General features: G+C 73.7%; 17 protein-coding genes. 11 read left to right on the top strand and 6 right to left on the bottom strand.

Going from position 1 to position 19,522, the window contains the following annotated elements; genetic code table 11:
* The first annotated feature begins 267 nt into the window (after positions 1-267).
* The 8 genes from K2F47_RS08845 (at position 268) to K2F47_RS08810 (ending at position 9,498) form a co-directional block, all read left to right on the top strand.
* Positions 268-957 carry a LuxR C-terminal-related transcriptional regulator gene (locus tag K2F47_RS08845; RefSeq protein WP_242902267.1) on the top strand — a complete coding sequence of 230 codons (690 nt, stop codon included), beginning with the start codon at positions 268-270 and terminating at the stop codon, positions 955-957.
* Between the two features lie 206 nt (positions 958-1,163).
* Complete coding sequence (locus K2F47_RS08840) at positions 1,164-3,185, top strand: hypothetical protein (protein ID WP_242902266.1); 2,022 nt, start codon at positions 1,164-1,166, stop codon at positions 3,183-3,185.
* Between the two features lie 16 nt (positions 3,186-3,201).
* Positions 3,202-4,638, top strand: coding sequence for a GT4 family glycosyltransferase PelF (pelF, locus tag K2F47_RS08835; protein ID WP_242902265.1), 1,437 nt, complete (start codon positions 3,202-3,204; stop codon positions 4,636-4,638).
* Complete coding sequence (locus K2F47_RS08830; RefSeq protein ID WP_242902264.1) at positions 4,635-6,014, top strand: hypothetical protein; 1,380 nt, start codon at positions 4,635-4,637, stop codon at positions 6,012-6,014. Before pelF ends, K2F47_RS08830 begins: the two co-directional genes overlap by 4 nt.
* A 129-nt stretch (positions 6,015-6,143) precedes the next feature.
* A complete protein-coding gene (locus K2F47_RS08825) occupies positions 6,144-7,139 on the top strand; it encodes a GDP-mannose 4,6-dehydratase (protein ID WP_242902263.1) in 996 nt (331 codons plus the stop codon).
* Positions 7,140-7,154: 15 nt separating this feature from the next.
* Complete coding sequence (locus K2F47_RS08820) at positions 7,155-7,931, top strand: sugar phosphate nucleotidyltransferase (RefSeq protein ID WP_242902262.1); 777 nt, start codon at positions 7,155-7,157, stop codon at positions 7,929-7,931.
* The gene (locus K2F47_RS08815) at positions 7,928-8,821 is read left to right on the top strand and encodes an NAD-dependent epimerase/dehydratase family protein (protein WP_242902261.1); all 894 of its coding nucleotides are present in this window, start codon (positions 7,928-7,930) and stop codon (positions 8,819-8,821) included. The genes K2F47_RS08820 and K2F47_RS08815 overlap by 4 nt, the downstream gene beginning before the upstream one ends.
* Positions 8,809-9,498, top strand: a complete 690-nt coding sequence (locus tag K2F47_RS08810) for a spherulation-specific family 4 protein (protein ID WP_242902260.1) — start codon at positions 8,809-8,811, stop codon at positions 9,496-9,498. The genes K2F47_RS08815 and K2F47_RS08810 overlap by 13 nt, the downstream gene beginning before the upstream one ends.
* 23 nt (positions 9,499-9,521) lie before the next feature.
* On the opposite strand, the gene pqqE is transcribed toward K2F47_RS08810, so the two are convergent.
* From pqqE to pqqA, 5 genes are read right to left on the bottom strand one after another with little or no spacing between them, the layout of a single operon-like run.
* On the bottom strand, positions 9,522-10,661 hold the full coding sequence (gene pqqE, locus K2F47_RS08805; protein ID WP_242902259.1) for a pyrroloquinoline quinone biosynthesis protein PqqE: 1,140 nt from the start codon (positions 10,659-10,661) through the stop codon (positions 9,522-9,524).
* The gene (gene pqqD / locus K2F47_RS08800; protein ID WP_242902258.1) at positions 10,658-10,924 is read right to left on the bottom strand and encodes a pyrroloquinoline quinone biosynthesis peptide chaperone PqqD; all 267 of its coding nucleotides are present in this window, start codon (positions 10,922-10,924) and stop codon (positions 10,658-10,660) included. The genes pqqE and pqqD overlap by 4 nt, the downstream gene beginning before the upstream one ends.
* Entirely contained in the window at positions 10,914-11,687 is a 774-nt protein-coding gene (pqqC, locus tag K2F47_RS08795; protein ID WP_242902257.1) for a pyrroloquinoline-quinone synthase PqqC, read from the bottom strand. The genes pqqD and pqqC overlap by 11 nt, the downstream gene beginning before the upstream one ends.
* Positions 11,684-12,595, bottom strand: a complete 912-nt coding sequence (gene pqqB / locus K2F47_RS08790) for a pyrroloquinoline quinone biosynthesis protein PqqB (protein WP_242902256.1) — start codon at positions 12,593-12,595, stop codon at positions 11,684-11,686. Before pqqB ends, pqqC begins: the two co-directional genes overlap by 4 nt.
* A 7-nt stretch (positions 12,596-12,602) precedes the next feature.
* The gene (gene pqqA / locus K2F47_RS08785; RefSeq protein ID WP_242902255.1) at positions 12,603-12,725 is read right to left on the bottom strand and encodes a pyrroloquinoline quinone precursor peptide PqqA; all 123 of its coding nucleotides are present in this window, start codon (positions 12,723-12,725) and stop codon (positions 12,603-12,605) included.
* Positions 12,726-12,956: 231 nt separating this feature from the next.
* Here pqqA and K2F47_RS08780 point away from each other — a divergent pair, with 231 nt between their 5' ends.
* On the top strand, positions 12,957-13,550 hold the full coding sequence (locus K2F47_RS08780) for a lytic polysaccharide monooxygenase auxiliary activity family 9 protein (RefSeq protein WP_242902254.1): 594 nt from the start codon (positions 12,957-12,959) through the stop codon (positions 13,548-13,550).
* 103 nt (positions 13,551-13,653) lie between these two features.
* Positions 13,654-14,547, top strand: a complete 894-nt coding sequence (locus K2F47_RS08775) for a DUF72 domain-containing protein (RefSeq protein WP_504912238.1) — start codon at positions 13,654-13,656, stop codon at positions 14,545-14,547.
* A gap of 16 nt (positions 14,548-14,563) precedes the next feature.
* On the opposite strand, the gene K2F47_RS08770 is transcribed toward K2F47_RS08775, so the two are convergent.
* Positions 14,564-18,334, bottom strand: a complete 3,771-nt coding sequence (locus K2F47_RS08770) for an nSTAND1 domain-containing NTPase (RefSeq protein WP_242902252.1) — start codon at positions 18,332-18,334, stop codon at positions 14,564-14,566.
* A 146-nt stretch (positions 18,335-18,480) separates the two neighbouring features.
* Here K2F47_RS08770 and K2F47_RS08765 point away from each other — a divergent pair, with 146 nt between their 5' ends.
* Positions 18,481-19,512, top strand: a complete 1,032-nt coding sequence (locus K2F47_RS08765; RefSeq protein WP_242902251.1) for an aldo/keto reductase — start codon at positions 18,481-18,483, stop codon at positions 19,510-19,512.
* Positions 19,513-19,522 lie beyond the last annotated feature (10 nt).

The raw sequence follows: 19,522 nt of genomic DNA, 5'->3' as shown, positions 1-19,522 counted from the left end.
GTTTCAGCCCCGTCGCGAGAACGCGCCGGCTCCGATCCCCCGCGGTCGCGGACCCGCCTTCGTGGCCACCGGGTCAGACGGCGGTCCGCACCATTTCGCCCGCGCCGATGATGACCACATGTGGCCCTTCGAGTGGGCCTCCGAGCACCGGCGCACAGCGTGACCATCCCGTCTCGCTGCACGAACGCCGCGCCATCGACGCCAACTTTGGACGATGTGTAATTCACACTGGAATTGCAAGTCAAAGGATTGGGACAATGATCTCCCATGAGGTCCGACGCCACCATGGAACAGCGTTCCCACGCGGTCAGGGTGCTGATTGTCAGCAATAATCCGGTGGTGCGCATCGGGTTGCACGCGTTGCTGCGGTCGGCCCCGATGTTGGATGTCGTCGGCAATGGCGGGCTCGGCAACTCCACCGCGGAGGCCCGCCGGCTCGCCCCCGATGTGGTGCTGCTGGACGCCACCCCGCCGCCCGCCGCCGATATCGGCGCGCTCGGCCGGGCCGGTCATGGCGGCCGAATCATCGTCGTGACCGCCGAGCACGACCCGGCCGTGCTCGTCGAGACGCTCATGGCGGGCGCCCATTGCTGCCTCGTCTACGGCCATTTCGAGCCGCAGGGCCTCGCCGAGGTGGTGCTGGCCGCCGACCGGGGCGAGTCGCACCTGTCGCCACCTGCGGCGACGGCGCTCGTCCGGTGGGTGCACGACGGGCGCCCGGAGCGGGCGCGGAACGCCCCCGCGCTCACCCCCCGCGAGGTGGAGATCATCGAGTTGATCGCCGCCGGGCTGACCAACCGGCAGATTGCGCGGCACCTCGTCATCTCCGAGAAGACCGTCAAGAACCACGCCCATCAGATCTATAAGCGGCTGGAGGCCGACGGCAGGGAGCATGCCATCATCCGCTGGCGAGAATTGAATTCGGCAGTCACCGGGGATGGCACCGGCCGGTCATAAAACCGGTTACCGGCGAGTTCCAACCGGATAACCCCTGTACAGGACAGTCCTAGGACCGGGCCCACGTCAAGTTGGGCCCCGCCCCGCCTTTACTTGAACATCGGCGTGCCGCATGCTCTGGTAGCCGAGTTCCCGTCCCCCCTCAATTCAATTCGAATGTGGATGTGAAGCGCTGTGAAATTCCTCGAACGCGCCGGAGTTGCGTCGTGAGCCAGGCCCGCCGTCCCGTCCTCGGCGCCGTTTTCGGCGTCCTGACGGCGGCCGCCCTGACCGTCTGCCCGCAGGTGAGCGCCTCGGCCGTGGGCCCCCGTGTCGACCTCCAGGTCCTCGTCGTGACGAACGGCAGCTCCTCGGTGGAGGCGGTCGCCGCCCAGCTGAAGAGCGAGGGCGTCCCGTACCGGACGGTCGACCTGCGCCGGGCCGACCGGCCGGTGATCGACGCGGCCTTCCTGTCCGACACCGTCGACGGGGTGCCCCGCGCCAAGTACCAAGCGATCGTCCTGCCCAACGCGGCGCCGTTCGACCAGGCGCACCAGGCCGAGATGGCCGCGATCGCGGCCTACGAGGCCAAGTTCGGGATCCGCCAGCTCGACGCCTACGTGTACCCGGGGACGAACGTCGGGATGAAGCCGCCCGGCTACTCCGGCACGCTGGACGGCACGCAGGCCCAGGTCACCGCCGCCGGGAAGGCCGACACGTTCCGCTACCTGCGCGGCCCGCTCAAGTTCGACGACCTCGCCGCCGACGTCTCGGAGAGCTACGGCTTCCTCGCGAACCCCCTGCCCGACGACCCGGCGCACGGCAAGTCCTTCCAGCCGCTTATCACCGCGACCGTCAAGAACGTCACCGGGACGCTCGCCGGCGTCTACACCCACGACGGGCGCAGCGAACTGCTGCTGACCTACTCGGCCAACAACGAGCAGTGGCAGTTCCGGACGGTCGCGCACGGCCTGGTCACCTGGCTCACCAAGGGCGTCCACCTCGGCCAGAACCGCAACTACTTCGGCGTCCACGTCGACGACGTCTTCCTGCCCGACTCACGCTGGAGCGTCGAGGACGACTGCACGCCCGGCGAGGACTGCCAGGACGGCACGACGACCCAGCCCATCCGCATGGAGCCCGAGGACGTCGAGTACGCCAACACCTGGCAGCGGCAGCACGGCTACGCCATCGACCTCGCCTTCAACGCCGCCGGCAGCGACGAGGAGATCAGGAAGAACGGGGACGACCCGCTCACCGACGCCTTCGTCGAGGCCCGGGACAGGTTCCGCTGGATCAACCACACCTACGCGCACAGCTACCTCGGCTGCGTGCAGGACAACTCCGTCCGGCCGTGGAAGTGCGTGACCGACCCGCAGACCGGCAAGCCGGTCTGGGTCAAGGCCGAGGACATCAACCAGGAGGTCGCGAAGAACATCGCGTGGGCGAAGGCGCGCGGTATCACCCTCGACCCCGCCGAGCTGGTCACCGGCGAGCACTCCGGCCTGCGGATCCTGCCGCAGCAGCCCGACGACAACCCGAACCTCGTCCCCGGCCTGGAGGGCACGGGCGTCAAGTGGCTGGCCGGCGACGCCTCGCGCGACCCGCAGCAGCGCTCGCTGAGCGGGGTGCGCACCGTCCCCCGGCACCCGTTCAACGTGTTCTTCAACGTCGGCACCGAGGCCGAGGAGGTGGACGAGTACAACTGGATCTACACCAAGCGCGCCGACGGCGGCAGCGGCATCTGCGAGGACAACCCGTCCACGGTGACGTGCATCGAGCCGCTCAACGCCGACACGGGCTACACCTCCTACATCGTCCCGGTGGACACGCGGATCGCGCTGTCGCACATCGTCAGCAACGACCCCCGCCCGCACTACGCCCACCAGTCGAACATCACCGAGGACAGGATTCTCTACACGCTGCTCGAAAGCATCCTGACCTCCTACCGCGCCACGTTCGTCGAGAACGCCCCCCTCATCAACGACGACATGGCCTCGCTCGGCAACGATCTGCGCCGGCAGGCCGCCTGGCGCGGCGCGCTGGGCGCGGGCGCCGTCGAGAGCGGCGAGGTGACCGCCTACCTCCAGGACGGGACGGTGACGGTCAAGGCACCCGGCGGGCTCGACGTGCCGGTGACGGCGCCGGAGGGTACGCGGCAGGGCTCCGACCCGTTCGGACAGGCGTACGCCGGTGAGCGGTCCGCCTACAAGGCGGGTGACTTCACGATCACTCCGCCCGGGACCTGATTTGGACATCACCCTTGTGACAGAGGGAACCTATCCGCACAGTTTCGGCGGTGTCAGTGTCTGGTGCGACCAGCTCGTCCGGGGCATGCCCGAGCACGCCTTCAACGTCCTCGCCATCACCGCCTCCGGTTCGGAGCCGGTGGTGTGGGACCTCCCCGGACATGTCACCGCCGAGTCGGTGCCGATGTGGGGGCCGCCCGGCGGGCGGCCCCCGTCCGGCGGGCTCGCCCGCCGGTTCGAGAAGCTGTGCCGGGCCTTCCTCCACGCGATCCTCGCCCCCTCGGGGCCGGAGGCCGAAGTCTTCCCCCACATCCTCCGCGGACTCTTCGAGTTCGGGCGGGAGGCCGACCTCCAGGCGGCCATGCGCATGGAGGGCCCGGTGCGGTGGCTCATGGACGAGTGGGCCGCCCACAAGGAGGAGTACGAGCGGATCGGGGTCCGGCCGAGCGTCCACGACGCCCTGACCACGATCGACCTCCTGGAGCACCAGCTGCGGCCGCTGATGCGGCCCGCGCCGGTCGGCGACGTCACGCACGCGGTGTCCAACGGCATCCCCGTGCTGCCCTGCCTGGCCGCCAAATGGACCTACCAGACACCGCTCTGCCTCACCGAACATGGCATCTACCTGCGGGAACGTTACATCGGGTTCGGCCGGTCACCGTATGCGTGGCCGGTCAAGGCGGCCCTGCTCGGGTTCATGCGGCTGCTGTGCTCCGCCGGATACCGCGCCGCCGACCTGGTGACGCCGTCCAACCTCTACAACCAGCGCTGGCAGATCCGGTGCGGCGCCGACCCCGAGAACATGGAGACCGTCTACAACGGCGTCGATCCCGACGCGTTCCCGGCGGCGGGCGCGGAACCGGCCGTCCCCACGATCAGCTGGGCCGGACGGGTCGACCCGATCAAGGACCTGGAGACGCTCATCCGCGCGTTCGCGCTGGTCGCCGAGAAGATGCCGGAGACCAGGCTGCGGATGTTCGGCGGGACGCCGAAGGGCGGCGAGAAGTACCGCACCCGCTGCGAGGCGCTCGCCGCCGACCTCGGCGTCGCCGACCGCGCCATCTTCGAGGGGCGGGTCGACGACATCCGGGACGCCTACGCGGCGGGCTCGGTGGTCGTGCTGTCCAGCATCTCCGAGGGCTTCCCCTACACGCTCATCGAGGCGATGACCTGCGGGCGCGCGACCGTCGCCACCAACGTCGGCGGCGTCACCGAGGCCGTCGCCGACACCGGGCTCGTCGTCCCGCCGCGCGACCCCGAGGCGATGGCGGAGGCGTGCCTCCGGCTGCTCGGGGACGAGGTGTCGCGGCGGCGGCTCGGCCACGCCGCCCGCGACCGGGCACTGGAGTTGTTCACCGTCGACCGTGCCGTCGACGCGTTCCGGGCGATCTACTCCGGGCTGGCCGAGCCGGGGCCGTCCGGAACCCGTCCCGCCGAAGCGAGGCTCGCATGACCACCGCCGTCCAGGAAGCGTTCGGGGAGCTCCAGGAGCGCATGGCGGAACTGTGCCAGAACGCCGTTGACCCGCTGGAGGTCACCGCCGGCCTGGAGGCCGACGGGATCAACGACGACGGGGCGCGCCGCTACGGCCACGGCGACGTGTTCGCGCTCGCCGAGGACCTCTACGACCAGACGCCGCGCCGCCCGCCGGTGCCCGACGCGGACGAGGCCCCATGGCGGGCGGTGCCCTGGCGGCACCTGCTGCGCGGCGTGCTGTTCGGGCTCCCCGGGCTGTGCTTCTTCGCGGCCGAGCCGGTGCTCGCGCGGTCGGCCGCCGGGGTGCTGCTCGTGCTGTCGCTGCTGCTGTCGTGGACGCTGAGCCAGGGCACGGCCTACCTCGGCTACGTCCGGCTGGGGCTCGGCAACCGGGCGGCGGCGGCGCGGGTGCTGCGCTACGGCCTCGCCGCCGGGGTGCTCGTCGTGATGCCCGTGACGGCGCTGGCCGGGGCCGTGCTCGCGGCGGGGACGGCGGCGACGGCGCTCGCGATCGGGCTGTGCGGCTACCTGCTGTCGGCGATGGTCGTGCAGGTGCACAGCGGGGAGCGGCGGCTGTTCCTGGCGCTGATGCCGGGCGCGGTCTCCGTCATCGTCTACCTCGCCCTCCACGGGCTCGGGACGCCGCAGACGGTGCCGCCGTGGGTCTGGGGGTCCTGGCTCACGACGCTGCTGGCCACGGTCGCGCTCGCGATCGTGTGCACGTCGGGGGCGGGACGGCCCGCCGGCCGCGTCGCGACGCTGCGCGACGTCGTCTCGGCGCTGCCGTTCGCGGTGTTCGGCCTGCTGACCGGCGGGCTGCTGACGTTCACGCTGCTGTGCGCGATCGCCGGGCGGCCCGTGCCGTCCGGCGCCACGACGGTGGCCGTCCTGGCGCTGTCGCTGTCGATGGGCGTCGCGGAGTGGATCCTGTACGTCTACCGCAGGCGCGTCCACGACCTGCTCCGCGTGCACACCGACATCGGGGGCTTCGCGCGGGCGGCCCGCGCCGCGCTCGCCGGGGCGCTCGCCCGCTACATCGCCTCGCTCACCGCGCTCGTCGCGGCCATCGCGCCGCTCGCCGGGGTGCCGCTCACGGCCGCGACGCTGCGGATCCTGCTGGGATACGTCGGCCTCGGCGGCGCGTTCTTCATCGCGCTCGTCCTGCAAGCGTGCGGGCGGGTCGGCGTCGTGCTCGCCGCCTCGGCGTCCGCGCTGCTCGCCGAGGCCGCCTCCGCCACCGGCGTCCCCGGCCTGGACCCGGGGACGGTCCAGCTGGTGGTGGCCGCCGGACTCCTGCTCGTCCTCACGACCTACGCGGGCGCGGTCCTCGCGCGCGCGACCTCGCACCGATAACTCGCACCGATCAGCCGCACAGAAAGTCTTCCGAACGACCAAGTCTCCCCCGCATCAAGAAGTCTCCCGAAAGTCCGAGAAGTCTCCCGCAAGTCCTCCGAAAGTCCCCCCGTCGAAAGGCACCCTCCGATGAAGAGCATGGTCGCCGTGACGGGAGCCGACGGATTCATCGGCTCCCACCTCGTCGAGTTGCTCGTGGAACGCGGTCACCGCGTCCGGGCCATGGTCCAGTACAACTCGTTCGGCTCCTGGGGCTGGCTCGACTCCCTCCCCCCGGGCGTCCTCGACACCGTCGAGGTCGTCCCGGGCGACGTGCGCGACCCCGAGTCGGTGTACGACCTGGTCAACAAGTCCGACGTCGTCTACCACCTGGCCGCGCTGATCGCGATCCCCTACTCCTACAAGGCTCCGCAGTCCTACGTGGAGACCAACGTCCTCGGGACGCTGAACGTCCTGGAGGCCGTGCGGAGCCTGTGCACGCCGCGGCTGGTGCACACCTCGACCAGCGAGACCTACGGCACCGCCCGCGAGGTCCCCATCGCCGAGACGCACCCGTTGCAGGCACAGTCCCCCTACGCCGCGACCAAGATCTCGGCCGACAAGCTCGTCGAGAGCTACCACGCGTCGTTCGGGCTGCCGGTGGTGACGCTGCGCCCGTTCAACACCTTCGGGCCGCGCCAGTCGGCGCGCGCCTTCATCCCCACCGTCATCAGCCAGATCGCCGCGAAGAGCGAGGTCGTGAAGGTCGGCGCGCTGGAGCCCACCCGCGACTTCACGTTCGTCAAGGACACCGCCGAAGCCTTCTACACCCTCGGCACCGCGCCCGAGCACGCGGTCGCCGGGGAGCTGTTCAACTCCGGGACCGGTCAGGAGATCTCCATGGGCCGGCTCGCCCGGACGATCGCCGACCTGATGGGCGCGGAGACCGAGTTCCGCTCCGAGTCGGCGCGGGAGCGCCCCGCCCGCTCGGAGGTCATGCGGCTGGTGTGCGACAGCGGCCGGCTGCGCCGCGACACCGGCTGGCGCCCCCGGTACACGCTGGAGGAGGGTTTGAAGGACACCATCGAGTGGTTCCTCGACCCGCTCAACCTCGCGCGCTACCGGCCGTCCATGTACAACATCTAGGCACGGAGGGGCAAAATGCACGCCGTTATTCTCGCTGGCGGCAAAGGGGTGCGGCTGCGGCCGTACACGACGACGCTGCCCAAGCCGCTCGTCCCGATCGGTGACGAGTACGCCATCCTGGAGATCCTCCTCCACCAGCTCTCCCGGCAGGGGTTCCGGTCGGTGACACTGGCCATCGGCCACCTCGGCCACCTCATCCGCTCCTACGTCGGCAACGGAAGCCGCTGGGGGCTGCGCATCGACTACGCGTCCGAGACGGCGCCGCTCGGCACGATCGGGCCGCTGCTGACGATGCGCGACCGGCTCCCGCAGGACTTCCTCGTGATGAACGGCGACGTCCTCACCGACCTCGACTTCGCCGACCTGCTGGAGGAGCACAACGCGACCCGCCCGCCGCTGACCGTCGCGACCTACGCGCGGCAGGTCTCGATCGACTTCGGCGTCCTGACGACCCGGAACGGCCAGGTCATCGAGTTCAGCGAGAAGCCGACGCTGGACTACCAGGTCAGCATGGGCGTCTATGGGGTCTCGCGGGACTGCATCGCCAAGTACGAGGCGGGGCTGTCGCTCGGCTTCGACGAGCTGGTCCTGGACCTGCTCGCGGAGGGCCGGCACCCCCGCGAGTACCGCTTCGAGGGGTACTGGCTCGACATCGGGCGCCCCGACGACTACGACCGTGCCAACGCCGAGTTCCCGCACCTGCGCCCGCAGCTGCTGGAGGGCCCGGTCCGGGTGGCGGCCGCGGGGTGCGGGGAGCCCTCCCCGCGCCGGGCGCCGGCGAGCCGGCGATGAGCCGGATCCTGCTGGTCGGCGCCACGGGTTTCGTGGGACGGCACGTCCGGGCACGGGCGGCCGCGACGGGGGTCGAGATCGTCGCGGCGTCGCGGTCGCCGGAGCCGGGCGTCCGGGGGCTCGACCTCGCGGCCGGGGCGGCGCCGGTCGGCGACGCGCTCCGCGAGATCGAGCCGGACGTCGTCGTCAACTGCGCCGGCGTCACCTCGGGCACCCCGGCCGAGCTCGTCCGGGGCAACGTCGTCGCGGTCGCGAACCTGGTGACGGCGCTGTCCGAGGCGGGGCGCAAGGCACGGCTCGTCCATCTGGGCTCCGCCGCCGAGTACGGGGCGGTGGAGCACGGGACGCCGGTCACCGAGTCGGCGCAGCCGCGCCCGCACAGCCTGTACGGCGTCACGAAGCTCGCCGGGACGGAGCTGGCCGGCGGCGCGCCCGACGCCGTCGTGCTGCGGGTGTTCAACCCGGTGGGCCCGGGCTCGCCCGGGTCGACGCTCGCCGGACGGCTCGCCGGGGAGCTGCGCCGGACGGACGACTCCGACGAGGACGTCCATGTCGGCCCGCTCACCGCGAGCCGGGACCTCGTGGACGTCCGCGACGTCGCGGACGCCGTGCTCACCGCCGCGCTCGCCCCGGGCCCGCTGCCACCCGTCCTCAACGTGGGCAGCGGGCGGGCGACGCCGCTGCGCGACCTCGCGGCGCTGCTCCTGCGCGTCACGGGATCGCGGCGGCGGGTGCTGGAGGCCGCCGCGTCCGGCTCGGAGCGCTCGTCGGCCGTCGCCTGGCAGCAGGCCGACATCGGCGCGATCCGGCGCGCCCTCGGCTGGGCCCCCGCGACCGACCTCGCCACGTCCCTGCGGGACCTCTGGGCGGAGACCGCGTGCCCGGGCTGAACGGCCGGGTCGGGGCGGTCGCCGTGCCCGCCTACTTCCACCCCGCGGCGGTGGACTGGGCGGCGCTCGCCGACGCCCGCCTCGGCGTCGTCGTCCTCAACGTCGACAGCGGCGCGGGCACCGTCCGCGACCGCGCCTTCGCCGAGGTGGCGAGCCGCGCGTCCGACGCGGGCGTGCGGCTCGCCGGGTACGTCGACACCGCCTACGGCGGGCGTCCCGCCTGCGAGGTCGAGGACGAGCTGGTGCGGTACCGGACCTGGTACGGCATCCGCATGGCCTTCCTCGACCAGGTGTCCGCCGAACCGGGGCACGTGCTGCGGTACCGGCGGATCACGGCGGGCGCGCGGGGACGGGGCATGACCCGCATCGTCCTCAACCACGGCACCTACCCCGACGCCGCGTACTCGGGGCTCGCGGACCTCCTCGTCACCTTCGAGGGGCCCTGGTCGGCCTACCGGCACCTCCGCGTCCCGGCGTGGGCGCGGCGGCTTCCCGCCGAGCGGTTCTGCCACCTGGTGTACGCGGCGCCGCGTCCGGTGTTGTCCCGCGCGCTGGCGCGCGCGGAGCGGTGCAACGCGGGCGTCGTGTACGTCACCGACCGGACCGGCGCCAACCCGTGGGACGGCCTGCCCGAGTACTTCTCCAGCGAACTGGCCCTCGTCTACGCGGAGCGTTGACGAGGGCCGACCGTCCCGCCCGCTCAGGTGGGACGGCGGTAGACGAAGCCGGACGGCGCGGCCGTCCGGCTTTCGTCACCTGCCACGGCGGTTTCGCCGTCACCGCCCACGGCGGTCCCGTCCAGGCCCTCGACCAGGTCCCGGATCAGGTGGTGGTCGGGGGACAGCGAGCAGGCGGGGTCGGTGCGCGCGGCGTCGCCGGTCAGGGCGTACGCCTGGCAGCGGCAGCCGCCGAAGTCGGTCTCGCGGCGCGGGCAGGTGCCGCACGGTCCGGTCATCCAGCCGGTGCCCCGGTAGGCGGCGAACGCCGGCGACTCCGTCCAGATCCACGAAAGCGACCGGTCGCGGACGTTCGGCGGCGCCAGCCCCTCGATCGCGTACGCGGCGGGGCAGGGCAGGGCGGTGCCGTCCGGGCCGACGGTGATCGAGCGCATCCCCCACCCGCCCATGCACGGCTTGGGCACGCCCTCGTAGTAGTCGGGCATGACCCACACCAGCTCGGGGCCGCCGTCCCGGTGGGCGTCGCGGTGCGCGGCGACGGTCGCCTTCGCGCGGTCGAGCTGCTCCCGGGTGGGCAGCAGCGCGGCGCGGTTGCGCAGCGCCCAGCCGTAGAACTGGACGTTGGCGAGCTCGATCCGCTCGGCGCCCCACGCGGCGCCGAGCGCGATGATCTCCGGCAGGTGGTCGAGGTTGTGCCGGTGCAGGACGACGTTCAGCCCGAGCGGCGTGCCGGCGGCGCGGACCACCCCGGCGGCCCGTCCCTTGTCGGCGTAGGAGACGCGGCCCGCGATGAGGTCGGAGCCGGGCGCGCGGGCGTCCTGCACCGAGAGCTGGACGCTGTTCAGCCCGGCCTTCAGCAGCTCGTCCAGCCGCGCCTCGGTGAGGCCGACGCCGCTGGTCACGAGCTGGGTGTAGACGCCCGCGCGGTGCGCGGCCGCGACGATCCGGGCCAGGTCGGGGCGCAGCAGCGGCTCGCCGCCGGACACGTGCGACTGGACGACGCCGAGGTCGGCGGCCTCGCCGAACACCCGCTCCCAGTCGGCGGTGGCCAGCTCCCTGCTCCGGCGCACCAGCTCCACGGGGTTCGAGCAGTACGGGCAGTGCAGCGGGCACGCGTGGGTGACCTCGGCGAGCAGCGCCCACGGCGCCGGCGGGACGGTCATCGCAGCCAGCCCTCCGCCCGGATCCGCTCCAGGAACGCGGGCACCTCCTCGCCGAGCGGCGCGTCCGGGAACGTTCCGCGCAGCTCGGCGATGATGCCCTCGACGGTGCGGCTGCCGTCGCACAGCCGCAGGATGCGCCCGCCCGAGCCGCTGAGCCGCACCGCGCGCTCGGGCATCAGCAGCAGGTCGCCGCCCCGGACGCGGTCGTGCCGCAGGAGGACCGACCCGTCCAGGACGGGACGCCACGCGTCTTCACCGGGCATCGGGCACCTCCGCGCCGGTGCGGCCGGCGTGCTCGACCGCGTCCAGCAGCGACCAGAGCACCTCGCACTTGAACGTGAACGCCGCGAGGACCCGCTCCTCGTCGGCCCGCGAGTGCGTCCAGGCGCGGACGAGGTCCATCGCCTCGCCGGAGTCGCGGCGGCCCTGCCCGACCCGTACCTGGAAGTAGCGCAGCCCCTCGGGCTCCACCCACGGGTAGTGGCGTTCCCACGCGGCGATCCGGGTGGCCATCAGGTCGGGCGCGAACAGTTCGGTCAGCGAGGACGCGACGGCCTCCAGCACGGTCGCGTTCCGGCAGAAGTTCACGTAGCCGTCCACCGCCATCCGGACGCCGGGCAGCACGCCCTCGCCCGACAGCAGCAGGTCGCGGTCCAGGCCGGCGGCCTCGCCGAGCCGCAGCCACCGCTCGATGCCGCCCTCGCCCGGCGGAGCGTCGGGCGGGCCGTCGTGGTCGTGGACGCGCCGGATCCAGGAGCGCCGCAGCTCGCGCGTGCCGAGCTTGGCGAGGATCAGCGCGTCCTTCACCGGAATGTGGCGCTGGTAGTGGAAGCGGTTGAGGATCCAGCGGCGCAGCTCGTCCGGGGTCAGCGTCCCCTCGTGCATGCGGAGGTTGAACGGGTGCCGGTGGTGGTACCGCCGCTCCCCCAGCGCGCGGAGCCGGTCCTCCAGCGACCCGCCGGGCCGCCCGTTGGGCGCTCCATTGGAGGTTCCGTCGGGCCCTCCGTCGGGCAGGGTCGCGCTCACAGTTCGATCACCATTCTCTCCCGGGCCACCTCGATCCCGGACGCGGCGAGGCGGCGGTGCCCGGCGTCGTCGGGATCGACGAGCGGGTTGGTGTTGTTGAGGTGCGTGTAGAGGCGCCGCGCGGCGGGGACGTCCGCGAGCCGCTCGGCCGTGCCGCCGGGACCCGTGATCGGCAGATGGCCCATCTCCGTGGACGTCCGGCTGGAGCAGCCCGTGCGGCGGGGCTCCTCATCGTCCCAGAACGTGCCGTCGACGAGGACGCAGTCGGCGTCCTTGACGGCACGGTCCAGTTCGTCCGGCCAGACGCCGAGGGCGGGCGCGTAGACGACCGCCCTGCCGTCCCGCCGGTCGCGGATGCGCAGGGCCACCACCCAGGCGCCGTCGTCGCCCGGCGCGCCGGGCAGGTCGACCGCGTAGCGGGGGCGCTTGCCGGAGACCCTGATCCCCTGGACCTCCAGCGGCCCGCCCTCCTCCAGCGGTCCGGGCGCCGTCACGGCGAGGTCCGTCCAGGTCAGCCGGGTATAGGGAGCGAGAACCCGGTCGAGCCTGAGGCCTGCGGACAGAGCGCCCCGGACGGCGCCGGTCGCGACGATCCGCACCGCCTCGGCCTCCCGCAGGCGCGGCAGGCCGAGCGTGTGGTCGAGTTCCGCGTCGGTGAGGATCACCCCGGCGACCGGGGTGGCGCGCCGCTCCGGACCGGGGTGCAGCGGCCCGCACTCCTCGATCTGCTCGCCGATGTCGGGCGTCGCGTTGACGATGTACCACCGTCCCGCGCCCGCCTCGACGGCGATCGAGGCGTGCCGGCGCCGCCGGCCCGGCTCGACGCGGGCGGCGGCGCACCCGGGGCACGCGCAGTTCCACTGGGGGACGCCGCCGCCCGCCGCGGTGCCGAGCACCAGCAGCCGCATCCGCGGGTCAGATCCCGGCGCCGAAGTAGGCCGTGACCTCAAGGGACGTCTCGACGACCTCGTAGTCGGGCGTCGTCCACGCGATCGCTGCGGACCGCTCCTGCTCGGTGTCGGTCGTGGTGTGTTCCATGGCGGGGCACCTTCCTCTGGGTTTGCCCGGAGAGTATTCCCGGGCCGGGCACCGGCCTAGGCATGGCCTGCCAAGAACATGCGTCCCAGTGACCACTTCGTCGCCGTGGGGGTTGACTGAGCGCCGCCGACGCGTCACCTTACTGACAGGAAAGTTTCCTTTGAGTTGGTTTTGCCGGGCCGGCTCGCTCCGCTCCAGGCACCGCGGTGCCTCCCCGCCAAGGAGAAGCAGATGCCCAGGAAGTCAAGCCTCGCCGTCGCCGCCGCCGTGACCGTCGGACTCCCGCTGGCGCTCGCCGTGCCGGCATGGTCGCACGGCTACACCACCTCCCCCGCGAGCCGCAGCTACCTGTGCGGGCAGCACAAGGTGAACAACTGCGGCCAGGTCCAGTGGGACCCGGACGGCGTCGAGGGCCCGAAGGGGTTCCCGAAGTCCGGCCCGCGCGACGGCACGATCTGCGCCGGCGCCGACGGGCGCTGGTCCCCGCTCGACGACCAGCGCGGCGGCACCGGATGGCCCGCGACGAAGGTGACCTCCGGATCGGCGTTCAGCATCAGCTGGCACTTCACCGCCGCGCACTCGACCTCGTCGTTCCGCTACTTCCTCACCAAGGACGGCTGGAACAGCACGCAGCCGCTGACCCGGGCCGCGCTGGACTCGACGCCGTTCATCCAGCAGAACATGGGCGGCCGTCAGCCCTCCAACCCGACCGTCCACAACGGCACGCTCCCGCAGCGGCACGGCCGGCACATCCTGCTCGCCGTCTGGGACATCGCCGACACCGAGAACGCCTTCTACCAGTGCTCGGACCTCGACTTCGGCTGAGGTCCCCCGGCTGACGGCGCCGTGATCGGGCGGCGTCCGTGAGCCGACCCCCGAACGGGGACGGGAGGCCGCGCCAGGGCTACGCGCGGCCTCCCGTCCCGCCATGCCTCCGGAACGGTGCGTGGGGCGCGGTAACGTAGCGTTCGTGCGGCTTCACGTGGGATGTGCGATGTGGACTCACGCGCCCTGGCAGGGGCGCCTGCTCCCCCACCCGCTGCCCCCGAAGGAGCGCCTGCGCGCGTACGCGACGTGGTGCAACGCGGTGGAGGGCAACACGACCTTCTACGCCACGCCGCCGCGGAGCTCGGTGGAGTCGTGGGCGGCGCAGACCGCGCCCGACTTTCGGTTCGTGCCCAAGCTGCCGAAACCCGTCACGCACCACCACCGCCTCGCGGGCGGCGACGACGAGGTCCGGGCGTTCCTGGCCGCGATCGAGCCGCTCGAAACGCGCGTCCACGCGCTGTGGGTGCAGCTCCCGGCGTCGTTCGGCCCGGCCGACGTCGGCACGCTCGCCCGGTTCCTGCGCCGCCTCCCCCGCCGGTACGGGCAGGCGGTCGAGGTCCGGCACCGCGCCTTCTTCGAGGACGCGCGGGCCGGTGACCTGCTGGAGCGCGCCCTCGCCGCGACCGGCGCCGAGTGGGTGCCGTTCGACACGACCGTCCTGTTCCAGAAGCCGCCGACGACCGACGCCGAGCGCGACGCCTGGACGAGGAAGCCGCGCCTCCCCCGCCGCTCGCGGGCGCTGACCGGCCATCCCATGGTCCGCTACCTGGGCCGCGACGACACCGCCGCGACCGTCGAGGGCTGGCACGAGTGGGCGGCGACCGTCGCCGATTGGCTGCGGGAGGGCCGCTCGCCGACCGTGTTCGTCCACACGCCCGACAACGCCGAGGCGCTGACGCTCGCGCGCCGGTTCCACGACGAGGTCAGGGGGCTGGTCCCGGAGGTCGAGCCGCTGCCCGAGCCGCCCCCGGCGGAGCCGCCCGCACTGTTCTGACCTCCGGCCCGCGCCGCTAGGAGCCCGGGAAGATCCGCTTCTCCTCGCCGGTCAGCTCCCGGACGGCGCGCCGCCGCGCCAGCTCCAGGACCTTCGCGCCGGGCCCGCAGACCTCGCAGTCCCACGTCCGGACGAACCGTCCGGTGATGCCGGTGGGCCGCCACCTCCCGCCCGTGAGCACCGACGCCGACCCGAGCGGGGCGACCAGCCGCCCGCCCGGGGCGAACGCGGGCCGGACGACCGTGCCGCCGAACCCGTCCAGCACGACGGGGTCGGTGCCGCCGGCCGTGCGCCAGAGCCGCAGGGAGCCGTCGGACTCGGTGGTGGCGAGCCACGCTCCGTCCGGGCTGAACGCGAGGTCGCGCGTCACGATCGTGTCGTCGCCCGGGAGGACGGCCGTGGGCGCGCCGCGCCCGCCGGTGTCCATCAGGCGGACGGAGCCGTCGTCGGACGCCACGGCGAGGCGCCGCCCGTCCGGGCTGAACGCGATCGTCTCCGCGTCGTCGCGCAGGCCGCGCAGGATCGTCGGCTTCCGCTTGCCGGTCAGGTCCCAGATGCCCACGGCGTTCCCCTCGGCGGCGCCCGCGAGGAAACGCCCGTCGGGGCTGAACGCGGGGGCCGCCGCGCGGCCGAGGGCACCGGGCTGACCCGGCCTGGCTCCCCAGCCCGGCAACGGCGTGAGGCCGCCGCGCGCGCCGACGTCCCACACCTGGGCCGGGGCCGTGCCGTAGCCGGTAGCCGCGAGGCGCCGCCCGCCGGGGCCGAACGCGAGCGCCCACACCGTCAGGTGGCCGGTATCCACCGTGACCGGCGGCGCCGCGCGGTCCCGCAGGTCGACCAGGTGGACGGCGTGCCCGTCGCCGCCGTAGGCGAGCCACCGCCCGTCCGGGCTCAGCGCGACGGCCCGCGTCGACCCAGCCGGGCCCGCCACGACGCGCGGGGCACCGCCGCGCGCGGTGTCCCAGACCCGGACGGTGTCGCCGCCGAGCGGCGTCGTCGCGACCGTCCGCCCGTCCGCGCTGGTCGCGCGGATCGCGCCGACCGCCGCCTCGCCCGTGAACGGCGTCCCGGACGTCGCCACGCCGCCGGACGCGATGTCGAAGATCCGCGCGGTGCCGTCGGTGGAGACCGTCGCCAGCGATCGGCCGTCGGGGCTGAACGCGGCGCCGACCTGCGCGCCCACCGGGACGCGGAGGGTGAGCGGCCCGAGGTCCGCGCCCATCGTCCAGACCCGCACGACCCGGTCGAGCCCGAACGTCGCCATCCGGCGCCCGTCGGCGCTGACGGTGAGGCCCTTGACGGCGCCCTGGCCCGTGCCGTCCAGCACGGCCTGCGGTTCCCACCCGCCGCGCTCGGGCCGGCCGGGCACGCTCCACACCTTCGCCTTGCCGCGGTCGACGGCGGCGAGCATCGTCCCGCCGGGGCTGAAGGCGACGGCGTCCCCGTCGCGCTCGTCCGGGCCGCCGCGCGCCGCGTCCCGGACGACCCTGGGGCGGTTCCCGGTCACGTCCCAGATCCGGACCGACGTCCCGATCCCGCCCGTGGCGAGCCACCTGCCGTCGGGACTGAACGCGACCGCGCTCACCGCGAACCGTTCGTGGACGCGGAAGACCACCGGCTCGCGCTTCCCCGCGAGGTCCCAGATCCAGACCTCGTTGCCGCGCGTCCCGGCGAGCCTGCGCCCGTCGGGGCTGAAGTCGAGCCCGCCGACGCCGGGCCCGCCCTCGCCTCGCAGCTGCCTCCCCGTCGTCCTGTGCTGCCCGTCCCACAGCTTCACCCGGCCGCTGACGTCGCCGGTCGCGAGCCACCGGCCGTCGGGGCTGAACGCGGCGGCGGTCCAGGCGCCGGGAAGCCGCGCGGCGTTGAAGCCCCCGCCGGGGACGAGGTCGGCGCCGCGCCAGCCCATGACCTGGAGGCCGTTCTGGTCCCAGATCGCGACCCGGCGCCGGTCGGGGCTGGACACCATCGCGCCGTCGCTGCTCGGTCTCATGCCCGGAAGCGGGACGGTGCGCCGCAGCCGCGCGTCGCGCACGGCCTGCCGCAGGACCAGGTCGGCCTCCGGCGTCGCCTCCACCTCGTAGGCGCGGGTCGCGAGCAGCAGCGCCAGCTCGGGGTCGATGTCGAGCTGCCGCCGCGCGTTGGCGGCGAGCTGCCGGGACAGCGCGCGGTCGCGCTCCTGCGCCGTCCGGTCCGCCTGGACGAACGCGACGACGGCCAGCACCCCGACCACCGCCGCGACCAGCCCGAGCCCGCCGAACCCGGCCCGGACGCGGCGCCGCGCGGCGACCCTGCGGTGCTCCTCGCGCTCCCGCCCGGCGGCGAGGAACGAGCGTTCGAGCTCGTTCAGCGGGACCGTGGCGCCGTCCCACTCCGCGAGCCGCCCGCCCCGGTAGAGGAACTCCTCGTCGCGGCCTCCCCGGTCCCACTCGGCGGCCGCCGCCGTGAGCCGGTGGTGCCGCAGCAGCGCCTCGCGGTCGTCGGTCAGCCAGCCCCGCAGCCGCGGCCAGGCCCGGATGAGCGCCTCGTGCGCGACGTCCACGGTGTCGCCGTCCACGACGACGAGGCGGGCGGCGGCGAGCACGTCGAGGACCGCGTCCACCTCGCCCGGCTCGCCGACGCCGGTCAGCTCGTCCCGGTCCATCCGGCGGCGGGTGTCCTCGGTGCCCTCGCCGAGCGCGGTCAGGCGCAGGAACACGGCGCGGGCGAGCGCGCGGCGGGGCGGGTCCAGGTCCTCGTGGACGCGTTCGGCGGTCCGGGCGATCGCCTCCCGCACCCCGCCGGTCGCCTCGTAGTCGGCGAGCCGCAGCACCGGGCCCGGCGCGCGGCTCCACGTCTCGCGGAGCGCGTGCGCGACGAGCGGGAGCGCGCCGGGCCGGCCCGCCGCCTCCGCGACCACGGTCGCGACGAGGTCGGGCTCCACGGTCAGGCCCACCCGCGCGGCGGGCTCGACCACGATGTCGCGCAGCTCCTCGTCGGTCAGCGGGCCGACCGGCACCTGCACGCCCGCCCGCAGCGCCGCGACGAGCCCGGGGTGGCGCGCGCAGTGCCCGTAGAAGTCGGTGCGGACGCCGATGACGAACCTCAGCCGGTCCCCCGCGAGCGCGGTGAGGACGTCGAGGAAGCGGTCGCGCTCCTCGTCCGCGCAGAGCGTGAACACCTCCTCGAACTGGTCGACGACCACGAACGCGCGCTCCACCGGCGGTTCGGGCGGGTCGGCGGCCAAGGCCGTTTCGAGGTCGGAGCCGGCGAGCGGGGCGAGCGCGGCGGCCAGCTCGTCCAGGGGGTGCTCCCCCGGCGTCAGCAGGACGGTCGGCGTCCCCGTCCCGGCGAGGCCCGGCAGCAGCCCCGCGCGCAGGATCGAGGACTTGCCGCTGCCGGACGCGCCGAACACCGCCGTCAGCGGCGCCCGCTCCACCGCCTCAAGCAGGTCCTCGACCAGCTCGGAGCGGCCGAAGAACAGGTCCGCGTCGCCCTCCTGCAAGGGCGCGAGGCCGGGGTAGGGGCATCGCCGCCGGTCCCGCTCGACCTCCGCCGCCACCTCCCGCCAGCGGCGCTCCCACTCGTCCCGGTCGCCGCCGCACGCGCCCGCGTAGGCGAGCGTGGCCTCCAGCGTCGGCAGCCGGACGCCCGTCGCCGCCTCCGCCAGCGTGCTCCGGGAGAAGTGCGCGCGCCGCGCCAGCTCGCGGTAGCTCGGCCGCCCCGCCTCGTTCCGCAGCCGCCGCAGCTCCCAGGCCAGCCGCTCGACCGGGCCCGCCTCCGGATCCAGCGGACGTTCGGGCCGTCCCATGCCACCCCCCGGTCGTGGTCCTGGACAGGAACCCTAGAGAGCGTCCGATCCCTCGACAAATTCGCTGTTTCCGGGCGAATCCGGTGTTGACCTGGAGCGCGCTCCAGCTCCTAACGTCTCGAGTCAACGACCCACAAGGAGCTTGAATGCGCTACCGCAAACTCGGACGCACCGGCGTCGAGGTGAGCACCCAGTGCCTCGGCGCGATGATGTTCGGCGAGCAGGGCAAGGCCGACGACGCCGACGGAGTCCGCGCGATCCACCGTGCCCTGGACGCGGGGATCAACTTCCTCGACACCGCCGACTACTACTTCCTCGGCGGCAGCGAGGAGGTCGTCGGAAAGGCGCTGAAGGGGCGGCGGGACGACGTCGTCCTCGCGACCAAGTTCTTCAACCCCATGCGCGAGGACCGCAACGCGCGCGGCGCGTCGCGGCGGTGGATCGTCCGCGCCGTCGAGGACAGCCTGCGCCGGCTCGGCACCGACCACATCGACCTGTACCAGACGCACCGGCACGACTGGGGCACCGACCTGGAGGAGACGCTCGGGGCGCTCACCGACCTCGTCCGGCAGGGCAAGATCCTCTACCTGGGCTCGTCGTCCTACCCGGCGGAGTGGATCGTCGAGGCCCAGTGGGCCGCGCGGCGCCGGGGAACCGAGCGGTACGTGTGCGAGCAGCCGCAGTACTCGATCTTCGCCCGGTCGGTGGAGCAGGCGGTGCTGCCCACGTGCCTCCGGCACGACATGGGCGTGATCCCCTGGAGCCCGCTCGCCGGGGGCTGGCTGACCGGCAAGTACCGCCGCGACGCGCAGGCCCCGGCCGGCTCCCGCTACGCCACCACCACCTCGTGGCACCCGTCGGTGGACGAGGACCCGGCCCGGGAGGTCCGCTTCGACGCCGTCGAACGGCTCACGAAGATCGCCGAGGAGGCCGGGCTCTCGCTGACGCATCTCGCGCTCGCCTTCGTCGCCGAGCACCCCGCCATCACCTCGACCATCATCGGCCCGAAGACGGTCGAGCAGCTCGACGACCTGCTCGCCGCCGCCGACGTCCGGCTGGACGCCGCGACGCTGGACGCGATCGACGAGGTCGTGCCGCCCGGCACCGACATCGCGGGCGTCCAGCACTATGTGCGCGAGCCGTCGCTGCGGCCCGAGGGTCGGCGCTCCTCGCGGTGACCCCGCTGGT

The organism is Actinomadura terrae (assembly GCF_022751215.1).
GTDB classification, from domain to species: Bacteria; Actinomycetota; Actinomycetes; order Streptosporangiales; family Streptosporangiaceae; genus Spirillospora; species Spirillospora terrae.
The sequence above is the reverse complement of the archived record's forward strand: the minus strand, read 5'-3'. Positions and strand labels throughout refer to the sequence as shown.

Coding starts and splice junctions, on each gene's coding strand:
- K2F47_RS08845 (WP_242902267.1), top strand. CDS start 268: ATGAGGTCCGACGCCACCATGGAACAGCGTTCCCACGCGGTCAGGGTG.
- K2F47_RS08830 (WP_242902264.1), top strand. CDS start 4,635: ATGACCACCGCCGTCCAGGAAGCGTTCGGGGAGCTCCAGGAGCGCATG.
- K2F47_RS08825 (WP_242902263.1), top strand. CDS start 6,144: ATGAAGAGCATGGTCGCCGTGACGGGAGCCGACGGATTCATCGGCTCC.
- K2F47_RS08820 (WP_242902262.1), top strand. CDS start 7,155: ATGCACGCCGTTATTCTCGCTGGCGGCAAAGGGGTGCGGCTGCGGCCG.
- K2F47_RS08815 (WP_242902261.1), top strand. CDS start 7,928: ATGAGCCGGATCCTGCTGGTCGGCGCCACGGGTTTCGTGGGACGGCAC.
- pqqE (WP_242902259.1), bottom strand. CDS start 10,661: ATGACCGTCCCGCCGGCGCCGTGGGCGCTGCTCGCCGAGGTCACCCAC.
- pqqD (WP_242902258.1), bottom strand. CDS start 10,924: ATGCCCGGTGAAGACGCGTGGCGTCCCGTCCTGGACGGGTCGGTCCTC.
- pqqB (WP_242902256.1), bottom strand. CDS start 12,595: ATGCGGCTGCTGGTGCTCGGCACCGCGGCGGGCGGCGGCGTCCCCCAG.
- pqqA (WP_242902255.1), bottom strand. CDS start 12,725: ATGGAACACACCACGACCGACACCGAGCAGGAGCGGTCCGCAGCGATC.
- K2F47_RS08780 (WP_242902254.1), top strand. CDS start 12,957: ATGCCCAGGAAGTCAAGCCTCGCCGTCGCCGCCGCCGTGACCGTCGGA.
- K2F47_RS08775 (WP_504912238.1), top strand. CDS start 13,654: ATGCCTCCGGAACGGTGCGTGGGGCGCGGTAACGTAGCGTTCGTGCGG.
- K2F47_RS08770 (WP_242902252.1), bottom strand. CDS start 18,334: ATGGGACGGCCCGAACGTCCGCTGGATCCGGAGGCGGGCCCGGTCGAG.
- K2F47_RS08765 (WP_242902251.1), top strand. CDS start 18,481: ATGCGCTACCGCAAACTCGGACGCACCGGCGTCGAGGTGAGCACCCAG.